Raw genomic sequence first — 13564 nt, forward strand, 5'->3', positions numbered from 1 at the left:
CGTGAATACCTTGTTAGAACGCTGGTGCGAAAGCCGTCCCTGGCATCGGGTACTCTGCTGGTGCCTGGGGAGTCTCCTGGCAGGGCTGGTCGCGTGGGGCGCGTTGCTCAGACCGGTAGACAGGCAGTGTGCTGAACAACAACGCCAGCTGATTGAGGATGTAAGCACTAACGCATCGTTATGGCCTGCCGTCAGAAAGGGGCCGTTTCGTCCGGACTCTGCGAAGGCTCGGGAGCTGGCGCCGTTCTCCCCGCTCAATTTTCAGGGCGATGAGACGACGCTGGTTCACTGGAAGCCGCTGCAGAATGGAGGGGAGCTGACGCTGGATGCGGAGTGGCAGGCCATTCCGGAACTTTTTTCCCGTCTGGCACAGCAGGATGTGCAGATCGCGGCTTTCACGATTTCGCCACAAGGTACGGCGTTGCGCCTGCAGCTGGAGCTGGAACATGCGAAATAGCGCGCGATGTTTGCTGGTTTGCTCAGTGCTGCTATTGACCGGTATGCGCGATCCGTTTCGTCCCCCGGGCGATCCTTGCGCCATTGGCGAGCTGGCGCAGTGGCGCTTTCGCGGCATGGTGGAAGGGCAGGAGACTATCGGCATTTTACAGGATGGGGAAATGCGCTGGCACCGGCTGAAAATGCATGAGCGCTTCCCGGCTGGCTGGAGGATAACCGCCGTCAATGCAGCGGAGCTGGCGGTTGATGTGGGTGACACCTGTGACCCGGGAAAATGGACGTGGCAACGAGAAGGAACGGACAAAAATGAATTTACGGATAATGCTGTGGCTGCTGGCGTTCAGCCAACCGCTGTGGGCCGCCGCGCCAAAACCGGTCACGCTGGTGGTGGATGACGTGCCTGTGGTCCAGGTGTTACAGGCCCTGGTCGCACAGGAGAATCGTAATCTGGTGGTATCGCCTGATGTCAGCGGTACGCTTTCGCTTAACCTGACGCGCGTCCCCTGGCGGCAGGCGTTACGGACGGTTGTCACCAGTGCCGGACTCGTCTTGCGCGAGGAAGGCGGCATTTTTTATGTGCATACCGCGGCCTGGCAGCGTGAGCAGCGGGAGCGTTCAGAGCAGGAACAGGCGCGTCGACAGCTTGATGCCCCGCTGGTCACTCAGGGCATTCCCTTTTCCTATGCCGACGCCGGGGAGTTGCAAAAAGCCGCGGAAAAACTCCTGAGCCCAAAGGGGAGCTTATCCGTCGACACGCGTACTAACCGCCTGCTGATTAGGGATAACCAGGCTGCGGTGGATACGCTGCAGCGCTGGGCCGCCGAGATGGATATTCCCGTCGAGCAGGTCGAACTGGCGGCGCATATTGTGACCATCAACGAAAAAAGCCTGCGCGAGTTGGGGGTGAAGTGGAATCTCGCCGACGCTACCGACGCGGGCAAGGTGGGACAGCTCACGACGCTGGGCAGCGATCTTTCCGTCGCCAGCGCCACCAGCCACGTGGGGTTTAATATCGGTCGGATTAACGGCAGGTTGCTTGATCTGGAACTTTCAGCGCTGGAGCAAAAACAGCAGGTCGATATTATCGCCAGCCCGCGGCTGTTGGCCTCGCATATGCAACCTGCCAGCATTAAGCAGGGCAGCGAAATTCCGTATCAGGTCTCAAGCGGGGAAAGCGGCGCCACCTCCGTTGAGTTTAAAGAGGCGGTACTCGGAATGGAGGTCACACCGGTAGTATTGCCGGGGGGACGCGTGCGCCTGAAATTACACATCAGCGAAAATATGCCGGGACAGGTTCTGCAGCAGGCCGATGGCGAAACGCTGGCTATCGATAAGCAGGAGATCGAAACCCAGGTGGAGGTAAAAAGTGGAGAAACGCTGGCGTTGGGCGGAATATTTTCCCAGAAGAACAAAACCGGCACTGACAGCGTACCGGGGCTTGGGAGCATCCCGTGGATTGGGTCGCTTTTCCGCCATGACGGGAAAGACAACGAACGGCGTGAATTAGTGGTGTTTATTACACCACGTCTGGTCGGTATTCGCTGACGGGTAACGATCCCCGCAATGATTTTGCATTCAGTTTGTTGCAGATGTTTGACGTGGGGCATGAATTAGCATACAAGGAGTACCGATTTGAGTTGGACTTACGTCTTATTACCTTATGCGCCCGGCGCGGTGATTTAATCAGTTGCCAAACAAGCCGGAGTATTGAGATAATTTTTAGTCTGACTCTCGCTCTATTGCATATGAGGTTTCAGTTCATGTCCTGCTACGCCGGGTGTCTGCGAAGCGGGGATTACCATTAACGAATAGTCTTAGTAGTACCGATAAAATGGCAGAGAAACGCAATATCTTTCTGGTTGGGCCTATGGGTGCCGGCAAAAGCACTATTGGGCGTCAGTTAGCTCAACAACTCAATATGGAATTTTACGATTCTGATCAAGAGATTGAGAAACGAACCGGAGCTGATGTGGGCTGGGTTTTCGACGTAGAAGGCGAAGAAGGTTTCCGTGACCGAGAAGAAAAAGTGATCAACGAACTCACGGAAAAACAGGGCATCGTTCTGGCAACAGGCGGCGGCTCTGTGAAATCTCGCGAAACCCGCAACCGTCTCTCCGCCCGTGGCGTAGTGGTCTATCTTGAGACGACCATTGAGAAACAGCTGGCACGTACGCAGCGCGATAAAAAGCGCCCGCTGCTGCAGGTTGAAACGCCACCACGCGAAGTTCTGGAAGCGTTGGCCGATGAACGCAATCCGCTGTATGAAGAGATTGCCGATGTGACCATTCGTACCGACGACCAGAGCGCTAAAGTGGTTGCAAACCAGATTATTCATATGCTGGAAAGCAACTGATTCTGGCTTTATATACACTCGCCTGCGGGTAAAAGCATTAAAGGTGGATGTCGCGTCATGGAGAGGATTACAGTTACTCTCGGGGAACGTAGTTACCCTATCACCATCGCGGCTGGTTTGTTTAACGACCCAGCTTCCTTTTTACCACTGAAAGCGGGTGATCAGGCGATGCTGGTCACCAACGAGACGCTGGCTCCGCTTTATCTCGACCGCGTACGCCACCTGCTTGAGCAGGCGGGCGTAAAAGTCGACAGTGTGATTCTCCCCGATGGCGAGCAGTATAAAAGCCTGACGGTACTGGATACCGTCTTTACCGCATTGCTGCAAAAAACGCATGGTCGCGATACAACACTGCTTGCCCTGGGCGGCGGTGTTGTGGGCGATCTGACCGGCTTTGCGGCCGCAAGCTATCAGCGTGGTGTCCGCTTTATTCAAATCCCTACCACGCTGCTGTCCCAGGTCGACTCCTCTGTGGGTGGCAAAACGGCAGTGAACCATCCGCTCGGCAAAAACATGATTGGCGCGTTCTACCAGCCCGCATCGGTGGTGGTGGATCTCGACTGTCTGAAAACCCTGCCGAAGCGCGAGCTGGCTTCGGGTATGGCGGAAGTGATCAAATACGGCATTATTCTGGACGGCGAGTTCTTTAGCTGGCTTGAAGAGAATATGGATGCGCTGCTGGGCCTCGATGAGGCAAAACTGGCATACTGCATTCGTCGTTGCTGTGAGCTGAAAGCAGAAGTTGTTGCCGCAGACGAGCGTGAAACGGGCTTACGTGCTTTACTGAATCTTGGGCATACGTTTGGTCACGCGATTGAAGCCGAAATGGGTTACGGCAACTGGCTGCACGGTGAAGCCGTCGCGGCCGGCATGGTGATGGCTGCCCGCACCTCTGAACGTCTCGGACAGTTCAAACCGGAAGAGACGGCACGTATCATTGCGCTGCTTGAGCGTGCAGGTTTGCCGGTGACCGGGCCGCAGGAGATGTCGGCGCAAGCGTATTTACCCCACATGATGCGCGATAAAAAAGTATTGGCAGGTGAGATGCGTCTTGTACTCCCGCTTGCAATAGGGAAGAGTGAAGTGCGCGGCGGAGTGCCGCACGATGTCGTTCTTGGCGCTATCGCTGACTGTCAGCAGGCGTAACAACTAGAAAGGTCAGGCCACTGTCGCAGGTGGTCGTTTAGCTTCAGGTGAAATGCAAAGTCGTTGGCATAAGCCTTTGAGTGGGGTGTTAAATGGATGAATTCAAACCAGAAGACGAGCTGAAACCCGATCCCAGCGATCGTCGTACTGGTCGTTCTCGTCAATCTTCAGAACGTGATAACGAGCCGCAGATCAACTTTGACGATGTTGATCTGGATGCAGACGATCGTCGTCCTTCGCGCAGCCGCAACGCGCACGAAGAGCGAGCAGAAGAGGATTATGAGTCCGAAGAAGATTCAATGGACGAACAGCCTGTAGAGCGTCGCCCGCGTAAACGTAAAAAAGCCGCTGCGCCAAAACCGGCGTCCCGCCAGTACATTATGATGGGCCTTGGCGTTCTGGTGCTTGTGCTGCTGATTGTCGGCATTGGCTCCGCGCTTAAAGCACCGTCAACGAACTCAACCGAGCAAACGGCTTCCGCTGAGAAGAGCATCAACCTTTCCGGTAACGATGCGTCCAATCAGGCGAATGGCGCACAGCCAGCGCCGGGTGCTACTTCCGCAGAGCAGACCGCCGGTAACACCACAGCGCCGCAGGATGTTTCTCTGCCGCCCGTTTCTTCAACCCCAGCTCAGGGTCAGGCACCTGTTGCGCCAGAAGGTCAGCAGCGTGTGGAAGTTCAGGGAGACCTGAACAATGCGCTGACGCAGCCGCAGAACCAGCAGCAGGTTGATAACGTCGTGGTTAACTCTACGCTGCCAACTGAACCTGCAACCGTTGCCCCGATTCGCGGCGGTAACGCTCAGCCGCAAACGGCCGCGACGGAAACCAAACCGCACCAGACGCAGACTACAACACGTCCTGAGCGTAAGCAGGCAGTGATTGAGCCTAAGCGTGAAACCAAACCTCAGGCAGTGGTAAAAGCGCCTGAAGTGAAAGCCGTACCGGCCCAGCCGAAACGCACGGAAACGGCTGCGGTGAGCGAGCCTGCTAAAGCGCCCGTCACGCAGACTGCGCCGAAAGCCACGGCGACCACCACGGCACCGGCTGCCACAGCGGCACCAGCCGCGACGGCAACCGCATCCAGCAGCGCGGCAGGTAAAACGGCAGGTAACGTCGGTTCGCTGAAGTCTGCGCCTTCCAGCAACTACACGCTGCAGCTGAGCAGTTCGTCTAACTACGACAACCTCAACAGCTGGGCGAAGAAATCAAATCTGAAAAACTATGTTGTTTATCAGACGACCCGTAACGGTCAGCCGTGGTATGTGCTGGTGAGTGGTGTTTATTCGTCAAAAGATGAAGCAAAACGTGCCGTAGCGGCGCTGCCAGCTGACGTTCAGGCGAAGAACCCATGGGCGAAGCCGATTCATCAGGTTCAGGCCGATCTGAAGTAATGTTTAAAGCGCAGGATGCTGTCGGAGCTTTCTCCACAGCCGGAGAAGGTGTAATCAGTTAGTCAGCATGAAAAAAAATCGCGCTTTTCTGAAATGGGCAGGGGGGAAATACCCCCTGCTCGATGATATTAAAAAGCACCTGCCTGAAGGCGAGTGTCTTATCGAACCTTTCGTGGGTGCGGGATCGGTGTTCCTCAACACCGATTTTTCTCGTTATATCCTGGCGGATATCAACAGCGACCTTATCAGCCTCTATAACATCGTTAAGCTGCGTACCGATGAGTATGTCGCCGAGGCGCGCAAACTGTTTACCCCCGAGAACAATAACCCGGACGTTTACTACCAGTTCCGCGCGGAGTTTAACCAAAGCCAGGATCCGTTCCGCAGAGCCCTGCTGTTCCTCTATCTCAACCGGCATGGTTACAACGGCCTGTGCCGGTATAACCTGCGCGGGGAATTTAACGTGCCGTTTGGTCGCTACAAGCGCCCGTATTTCCCACAGGACGAGCTTTATCACTTTGCTGAAAAAGCGCAGAACGCGGAGTTTCATTGCCTCTCCTATGAAGAGTGTATGGAACTGGCAGGCGTCAATTCGGTGGTTTACTGTGACCCCCCATACGCGCCGCTGTCTGCGACGGCGAACTTCACCGCCTACCACACCAACAGCTTCAGCCCTGCCGAGCAGGCGCGTCTGGCGGAGATGGCGGAAAAGCTGGTCAGCAAAAGAATTCCGGTGTTAATTTCGAATCACGACACGCCTGATACGCGCGAATGGTACAAAGCCGCGAAGCATTTTCAGGTAAAGGTGCGGCGTAGCATTAGCAGCAACGGCGGCACACGTAAAAAGGTGGACGAACTCCTGGCTCTTTATCGCCCCTGAGCCGTTTTGCCCGCCGGTAAACACATTTCAAGGAGAAGCGGATGAAACAGTTTTTGATTGCTCCCTCAATTCTGTCGGCCGATTTTGCCCGCCTGGGTGAAGATACCGCCAACGCACTGGCGGCTGGCGCGGATGTCGTCCATTTCGACGTGATGGATAACCACTACGTTCCTAACCTGACCATCGGTCCGATGGTGCTCAAGGCGCTGCGTAACTATGGCATTACCGCCCCGATCGACGTTCACCTGATGGTGAAACCGGTTGATCGCATCGTGCCTGACTTCGCCGCGGCGGGTGCCAGCATCATCACCTTCCATCCGGAAGCCTCTGAACATGTGGATCGCACGCTGCAGCTGATCAAAGAGAACGGCTGTAAAGCGGGTCTGGTGTTTAACCCGGCCACGCCGCTGAGCTATCTCGACTATGTCATGGACAAGCTGGACGTGATCCTGCTGATGTCCGTTAACCCCGGTTTTGGCGGCCAGTCATTCATTCCTCACACGCTGGATAAGCTGCGTGAAGTCCGCCGTCGTATCGATGAGTCAGGCTACGACATTCGTCTGGAAGTAGACGGCGGCGTGAAAGTGAATAACATTGGTGAAATTGCGGCGGCAGGCGCGGATATGTTCGTTGCTGGTTCTGCCATTTTCGACCAACCGGATTACAAAAAAGTCATCGATGAAATGCGCCGCGAGCTGGCGAAGGTAAGTCATGGATAAATTACAGGCTATTCGGGGTGTGGCATTCGACCTCGACGGCACGCTGGTTGACAGCGCGCCGGGCTTAACGAGCGCCGTCGACCAGGCGCTGTATGCACTTGAACTCCCCGTTGCGGGTGAAGAGCGCGTCGTCACGTGGATTGGCAACGGCGCCGATGTTCTGATGGGGCGCGCGTTGACGTGGGCGCGTCAGGAGCGTGCGTCGCAGCGTTCCGCCCAGGGGAAACCGAGCGTCGATCACGCGGATATCCCGCAGGAAGAGCAGCTGCGTATTCTGCGCAAACTGTTCGATCGTTTCTATGAAGAGACCGTCGAGGAGGGCAGCTTCCTGTTCCCGGACGTTCAGGAAACGCTGAGCGCGCTGCACGCGAAGGGCATCCCGCTGGGTCTGGTGACCAACAAACCCACGCCGTTTGTCGCACCGCTGCTGGAAGCGCTCAATATCGCGAAGTATTTCTCCGTGATTGTGGGCGGCGACGACGTGCAGAACAAAAAGCCCCATCCGGAACCGCTGCTGCTGGTGGCAGGAAAATTATCCTTAACGCCTGCGGAGCTGCTCTTTGTCGGCGATTCCCGCAATGATATTCTGGCTGCCCGCGCGGCCGGGTGTCCTTCCGTGGGGTTAACCTATGGCTACAACTACGGTGAGGCCATTACGCTGAGTGAGCCGGACGTCGTTTTCGACCACTTCAAAGATTTGTTGCCCGCACTCGGGCTTTCGCACAGTGAACATCAGGAATTGAACAATGACTAAGCCCATCGTTTTTAGTGGCGCACAGCCTTCAGGTGAATTGACCATTGGTAACTACATGGGCGCGTTACGTCAGTGGGTCAGCATGCAGGATGACTACCATTGCATTTACTGCATCGTCGATCTCCATGCGATTACCGCCCGTCAGGATCCTGAGAAGCTGCGCAAAGCCACGCTGGACACCCTGGCGCTGTATCTGGCCTGCGGCATCGATCCGGAGAAGAGCACCATCTTCGTTCAGTCTCACGTGCCGGAGCACGCGCAGCTGGGCTGGGCGCTGAACTGCTACACCTATTTCGGCGAGCTGAGCCGCATGACGCAGTTCAAGGATAAATCCGCGCGCTACTCTGAAAACATCAACGCTGGCCTGTTTGACTATCCGGTACTGATGGCGGCAGACATCCTGCTGTACCAGACAAACCAGGTACCTGTCGGCGAAGACCAGAAGCAGCACCTGGAGCTGAGCCGCGATATCGCCCAGCGCTTCAACGCGCTCTACGGCGATGTGTTTAAAGTACCAGAGCCGTTTATTCCGAAGTCCGGCGCACGCGTAATGTCGCTGCTGGAGCCGACCAAGAAGATGTCCAAGTCTGACGATAACCGCAACAACGTTATCGGCCTGCTGGAAGATCCGAAATCGGTGGTGAAAAAACTCAAGCGTGCCGTGACCGACTCCGACGAGCCGCCTGTTGTGCGCTACGACGTGCAGAACAAAGCGGGCGTCTCCAACCTGCTGGATATCCTCTCGGGCGTCACCGGCCAGAGCATCCCTGAGCTGGAAAAACACTTCGAAGGCAAGATGTACGGCCACCTGAAAGGCGAAGTGGCAGATGCCGTTTCCGGCATGCTGACCGAGCTGCAGGAGCGTTATCACCGCTACCGTAACGACGAAGCGTTCCTGCAGAAAGTGATGAAAGAGGGGGCGGAAAAAGCCAGCGCGCGCGCGTCCGAAACCCTGAAAGCGGTGTATGAAGCGATTGGGTTTGTGGCGAAACCCTAAGCCGCTGTGCCGGGTGGCGGCTTCGCCTTACCCGGCCTACGGGACCGTGTAGGTCGGGTAAGCGTCAGCGCCACCCGACAAAAAAACGCTCCGCATCAACAAAAAAACCGGGACATCCCGGTTTTTTTATGCCTGTAAAACGCTTACTGCTGTGCCGCCGGGCCGCAACCACCGATGATCTTCGAAATGGAGATCGCCGGGTGCAGCAGGTAATCGTAGCTGCAGTTATTTTTGGTGTTCTGTACGTGACCGGTGCAGGCCGTCAGAGTCGATAACAGGCCAACCAGAACGGCTGCCTTTGCCAGTTTGAACATACGCATTCCTTGTCTTTAAAACGAAAATTGGATGTAACTCAAGGGAATAAAGGGAAAAGTTCCACTTCGGGGCGGTATGTTATCGGTAGCGGTAAGAGGGGAGTAGTCCGCTTAAGGACTACTCCAGGAAGGGAGAATATGCGTTAGTGATTCGAGAACCAGTTCAGCCTGTCGCGCAGTTCAACCACGCGGCCCACCACAATCAGCGCCGGGCTTTCGACCTGCTGCGCCAGCTCGCCTAACTGCGTCAGCACGCCATCCACCACGCGCTGCGTAATGGCGGTGCCGTTTTCGACCAGCGCGACGGGCATATCCGCATTCATACCGTGCTCCAGCAGCTTCGCCTGAATCGTGGCGGCCTGATTGAGCCCCATGTAGAACACCAGCGTCTGCTTTTCGGCGGCCAGGTTATGCCAGTCCAGCTCGCTGCCGGTCTTCAGATGGCCCGTCACCAGACGCACGCTCTGAGCGTAGTCGCGATGGGTCAGCGGAATGCCAGAGTACGCTGAACAGCCGGACGCCGCCGTAATGCCGGGCACCACGGAGAACGGAATACCCGCATCGCACAGGGTTTCCAGCTCTTCACCGCCGCGTCCAAAGATAAACGGATCGCCCCCCTTCAGGCGCACCACCCGTTTTCCCTTTTGCGCTTCGCGCAGCAGGATCTGGTTAATCTCCTCCTGCGGCACGCAGTGGTAGCCCGCGCGCTTGCCCACGAAGACGCGGTCGGCGTCGCGGCGCACCAGATTCATGATGTCATCGGAGACCAGACGGTCGTACACCACGATATCCGCCTGCTGGATCTGCTGTAGCCCTTTCAGCGTCAGCAAACCCGCATCTCCGGGGCCTGCGCCCACCAGCACCACTTCGCCGCGATGGTCCAGCGGTTCGCTTAGCAACTGCTCAGTCGTCTCTTCAACGGCTTTGGTGTCCTGATTCGCCAGCGACTGCGCCAGCCTGTCGTTCACAAAGAATTTTTCCCAGAAGCGACGGCGCTCGCCCACGGTCGCGAAGGTTTGCTTCACGCGTGAACGCAGCTGACCGGCATAATGCGCAATCTGGCCAAGGTGTTGAGGCAACAGGGCTTCCAGTTTTTCCCGCAGCAGACGCGCGAGAACCGGCGAACGTCCCCCGGACGATACCGCAATCATCAGCGGCGAGCGGTCGATAATCGACGGCATGATAAAGCTGGCCTCTTTCGGCGCATCCACCACGTTGCAGAAGATACGGCGCGCTTCGCAGGCGTCGCTCACGCGCTGGTTCACTTCATCGTCATCCGTCGCGGCAATGGTCAGCCAGCAGGTGTCCAGCAGGGATTCATTAAACGCGCCCTGTTCCAGCGTAAGCATCCCTTCCTGGGCCCAAACCTCAAACTGGGGGGCGAAGGACAGGGCATTCACGGTCAGGCGGGCGCCAGCCTCTAACAGCAGGCGCGCTTTGCGCTCGGCCACGTCGCCGCCGCCCACGAGCAGGCAGTCGCGGTTGCGTAATTGACAAAAAATCGGCAGGTGATCCACGACGTTACCTCACAGCATTCATGGCGGGGGAAGAATTGACGTCAGGATAACAGCAGGAATCGTACAGAACATAAGGTTTTTCCTGCCGTTACCCATAAGGGGTCATAAGCCTTTCCTATTGAAAAGGCGAGGGGTTACGCTTTCAGCTGCACCTCGCCGTCCTTCACACGGACGTCGTAGTGTTTGACCGAGAAGCTTTCATCTTCCATGCAGAGTCCGTCGGTTAAGCGGAAACGCTGCTTTTTCAACGGGCTGGCGACCCACAGTTCACCCTGGTGCTCGGCAATCAGTCCGCGGGAGAGCACGCTGGCCTCAAAGAACGGGTCGATATTGCTGATGGCAAAGACCTGTTCATCGTGGCGAGGGCGGAAAATCGCCACCTGCTCGTTGCCCAGCAGCGCACAGACGCCGGTGGCGGGGAGAATGTCGTTAATATTGCAGATGTTTACCCACTGGCTCATGCGTTTTCCTCCACCAGCGTGACCGGAATACGTTCATACGGCGTCGCCGGACGATGCTGTTCGCGCTCCGGCACAACCTGTACGTTCGGGTCGCGCTGGGTGCTGTTGATAAAGTGTTTGAAGCGCGTCTGCGCCGCCGGGGTGTTGACGGTTTCCGTCCACTCGCAGATCACCGCCTCGCGCAGGCGCGCCATCTCCGCTTCCAGATGTTCGTTCAGGCCCAGCTTGTCGTCGATAATGACCGATTTCAGGTAGTCGATGCCGCCCTCGAGGTTATCGAGCCAGGAGGCGGTACGGGTCAGCTTATCGGCGGTACGGATGTAGAACATCATGAAGCGGTCGAGATACTGAATCAGCGTGTCGCGATCGAGATCCGCCGCCAGCAGGTCCGCATGGCGCGGTTTCATCCCGCCGTTGCCGCACACATACAGGTTCCAGCCTTTTTCGGTGGCAATAATACCCACGTCTTTACCCTGCGCTTCCGCACATTCGCGGGTACAGCCGGAGACGCCGAACTTCATTTTGTGCGGGGTACGGATGCCTTTGTAGCGGTTTTCCAGCTCAACGCCGAAGCCCACGCTGTCGCCGACGCCGTAGCGGCACCAGGTGCTGCCCACGCAGGTTTTTGCCATGCGCAGCGCTTTGGCGTACGCGTGGCCGGTTTCGAAGCCCGCTTCAATCAGCTGACGCCAGATTTCCGGCAGGTCGTCCTTCTGCGCGCCAAACAGGCCGATACGCTGGGAGCCGGTAATTTTGGTGTAGAGGTTAAATTCACGTGCGATACGGCCCACCGCGACCAGCCCTTCCGGCGTAATTTCACCACCGGCGGAACGCGGAATGACGGAGTAAGTACCGTCTTTCTGAATGTTCGCCAGGAAGTTGTCGTTGGTGTCCTGCAGCGGCGTATGTTCTGGTTTGAGCACGTACTCATTCCAGCAGGACGCCAGCAGGGAGCCGACGGTCGGTTTACACACTTCACAGCCGTAGCCCTGGCCGTGTTTCGCCAGCAGTTCGTCGAAGGACTTGATGCCTTCCACGCGGATCAGATGGTACAGCTCCTGGCGAGAGTAAGCGAAGTGCTCGCACAGGTTGTTGTTCACTTCGATGCCCTGTTTCGCCAGCTCGGCGTTCAGCACTTGGGTGACCAGCGGAATACAGCCGCCGCAGCCGGTACCGGCTTTGGTTTCCGCTTTCAGCGCCGCAACGGTGTGGCACCCTTTGTTGATCGCGGAGATCAGCATGCCTTTGGTGACGTCGAAGCAGGAGCAAATCTGCGCGCTGTCCGGCAGTTTATCCACGCCGATGGACGGCTTGCCGCTGGAGGCGTGCGCCGGGAGGATCAGCGCGTCCGGGTTTTCCGGCAGCTCGATGGCGTTCAGCACCAGCTGGAGCAGGTTGCCGAAGTCGCTGGTGTCGCCCACCAGTACCGCGCCGAGCAGGGTTTTGTTGTCCTGGCTGACGATGAGACGTTTGTAGACTTCTTTGCTTTCGTCGAGATAGACATAGCTGCGCGCGCCGGGCGTGCGGCCATGCGCATCGCCAATACCGCCTACGTCCACGCCCAGCAGCTTCAGCTTGGCGCTCATGTCTGCGCCGGTGAAGGCGTTTTCGCTGCCCAGGATATGATCCACGGCGACCTGCGCCATTTTGTACCCGGGCGCGACCAGGCCGAATACGCGGTTGTTCCAGCTGGCGCATTCGCCGATGGCGTAAATATCCGGGTCGGAGGTCTGGCAGGTGTCGTTAATCATGATCCCACCGCGCTGCGCGACGGCCAGGCCGCACTGCGTTGCCAGCTTGTCGCGCGGGCGGATGCCGGTGGAGAAGACGATGAAGTCCACTTCCAGCTCGCTGCCGTCGGCAAAGCGCATGGTTTTGCGTGCTTCAGTCCCTTCCTGAACGATCTCTTTGGTGTTTTTGCTGGTGTGAACTTTCACGCCCATGCTTTCGATCTTACGGCGCAGCTGATCGCCACCCATGTGGTCGAGCTGTTCGGCCATCAGCATCGGCGCAAATTCGATGACGTGGGTTTCAACGCCGAGGTTTTTCAGCGCGCCTGCCGCTTCCAGACCCAGCAGGCCGCCGCCGACAACCGCGCCGCGTTTGCTTCGACGCGCACAGGATTCGATGGCGTTGAGGTCCTCAATCGTGCGATAAACGAAGCAATCCTGAGTCTCCGAGCCTTTAATGGGTGGGATCCACGGATACGAGCCCGTCGCCATGATCAGCTTGTCGTAAAAAACCGTACGGCCGGCGCTGGAGTGGATCACTTTTTCCTGACGGTTGATGGTGATAGCGCGTTCGCCCACCAGCACTTTTACGCCATGCTTCTCGTAGAAACCTTCTCGCACCAGAGAGAGCTCTTCGGCGGTATGATGGGAGAAGTAGGAAGACAGGTGCACACGGTCGTATGCCTTGCGGGGTTCTTCACAGAACACGGTAATATCGAACTGCTCAGCATCGGCTTTATCGAGAAGATCCTCAATAAAGCGGTGGCCGACCATGCCGTTACCGATGATAGCGAGTCTGACTTTGCTCATTATTGCCTCGATTTCTTTTCTATTATTGCCTAC

14 protein-coding genes are annotated in these 13564 nt (G+C 57.1%); 10 read left to right on the forward strand and 4 right to left on the reverse strand.

Annotation, left to right across the window (positions count from 1 at the left end):
• Nucleotide 1: 1 nt before the first annotated feature.
• From ACOTXF_RS09755 to trpS, 10 genes are all read left to right on the forward strand, one after another.
• A complete protein-coding gene (locus ACOTXF_RS09755) occupies nt 2-457 on the forward strand; it encodes a hypothetical protein (protein WP_047745243.1) in 456 nt (151 codons plus the stop codon).
• Nucleotides 447-851, forward strand: a complete 405-nt coding sequence (locus ACOTXF_RS09760) for a HofP DNA utilization family protein (RefSeq protein WP_047745244.1) — start codon at nt 447-449, stop codon at nt 849-851. Before ACOTXF_RS09755 ends, ACOTXF_RS09760 begins: the two co-directional genes overlap by 11 nt.
• Complete coding sequence (gene hofQ / locus ACOTXF_RS09765; RefSeq protein WP_047745247.1) at nt 763-2001, forward strand: DNA uptake porin HofQ; 1239 nt, start codon at nt 763-765, stop codon at nt 1999-2001. Before ACOTXF_RS09760 ends, hofQ begins: the two co-directional genes overlap by 89 nt.
• A 286-nt stretch (nt 2002-2287) precedes the next feature.
• Nucleotides 2288-2809 (forward strand): shikimate kinase AroK, encoded by a 522-nt coding sequence (aroK, locus tag ACOTXF_RS09770; RefSeq protein WP_003861630.1) that lies wholly within the window; start codon nt 2288-2290, stop codon nt 2807-2809.
• A gap of 57 nt (nt 2810-2866) precedes the next feature.
• Entirely contained in the window at nt 2867-3955 is a 1089-nt protein-coding gene (aroB, locus tag ACOTXF_RS09775) for a 3-dehydroquinate synthase (protein ID WP_232927087.1), read from the forward strand.
• Nucleotides 3956-4047: 92 nt separating this feature from the next.
• Nucleotides 4048-5349, forward strand: coding sequence for a cell division protein DamX (damX, locus tag ACOTXF_RS09780; protein WP_023294719.1), 1302 nt, complete (start codon nt 4048-4050; stop codon nt 5347-5349).
• Between the two features lie 67 nt (nt 5350-5416).
• On the forward strand, nt 5417-6229 hold the full coding sequence (dam, locus tag ACOTXF_RS09785; RefSeq protein ID WP_008503033.1) for an adenine-specific DNA-methyltransferase: 813 nt from the start codon (nt 5417-5419) through the stop codon (nt 6227-6229).
• Between the two features lie 41 nt (nt 6230-6270).
• Nucleotides 6271-6948, forward strand: a complete 678-nt coding sequence (gene rpe / locus ACOTXF_RS09790) for a ribulose-phosphate 3-epimerase (protein ID WP_008503032.1) — start codon at nt 6271-6273, stop codon at nt 6946-6948.
• Nucleotides 6941-7702, forward strand: coding sequence for a phosphoglycolate phosphatase (gene gph / locus ACOTXF_RS09795; RefSeq protein WP_232927080.1), 762 nt, complete (start codon nt 6941-6943; stop codon nt 7700-7702). Before rpe ends, gph begins: the two co-directional genes overlap by 8 nt.
• Nucleotides 7695-8699 (forward strand): tryptophan--tRNA ligase, encoded by a 1005-nt coding sequence (trpS, locus tag ACOTXF_RS09800; protein WP_023298773.1) that lies wholly within the window; start codon nt 7695-7697, stop codon nt 8697-8699. The genes gph and trpS overlap by 8 nt, the downstream gene beginning before the upstream one ends.
• A gap of 143 nt (nt 8700-8842) precedes the next feature.
• On the opposite strand, the gene ACOTXF_RS09805 is transcribed toward trpS, so the two are convergent.
• The 4 genes from ACOTXF_RS09805 to nirB all read right to left on the reverse strand — a co-directional run bounded on the left by ACOTXF_RS09805 (nt 8843) and on the right by nirB (nt 13531).
• Nucleotides 8843-9013: a YhfL family protein gene (locus tag ACOTXF_RS09805; protein ID WP_008503029.1), complete on the reverse strand. Its 171-nt coding sequence runs from the start codon at nt 9011-9013 to the stop codon at nt 8843-8845.
• A 143-nt stretch (nt 9014-9156) separates the two neighbouring features.
• On the reverse strand, nt 9157-10530 hold the full coding sequence (cysG, locus tag ACOTXF_RS09810; RefSeq protein WP_008503028.1) for a siroheme synthase CysG: 1374 nt from the start codon (nt 10528-10530) through the stop codon (nt 9157-9159).
• Between the two features lie 134 nt (nt 10531-10664).
• Nucleotides 10665-10991: a nitrite reductase small subunit NirD gene (gene nirD / locus ACOTXF_RS09815; protein ID WP_008503027.1), complete on the reverse strand. Its 327-nt coding sequence runs from the start codon at nt 10989-10991 to the stop codon at nt 10665-10667.
• Nucleotides 10988-13531: a nitrite reductase large subunit NirB gene (gene nirB, locus ACOTXF_RS09820; protein ID WP_021242204.1), complete on the reverse strand. Its 2544-nt coding sequence runs from the start codon at nt 13529-13531 to the stop codon at nt 10988-10990. Before nirB ends, nirD begins: the two co-directional genes overlap by 4 nt.
• Between the last annotated feature and the right edge of the window lie 33 nt (nt 13532-13564).

The organism is Enterobacter cloacae complex sp. IR53041, from assembly GCF_049238285.1.
GTDB classification, from domain to species: domain Bacteria; phylum Pseudomonadota; class Gammaproteobacteria; order Enterobacterales; family Enterobacteriaceae; genus Enterobacter; species Enterobacter roggenkampii.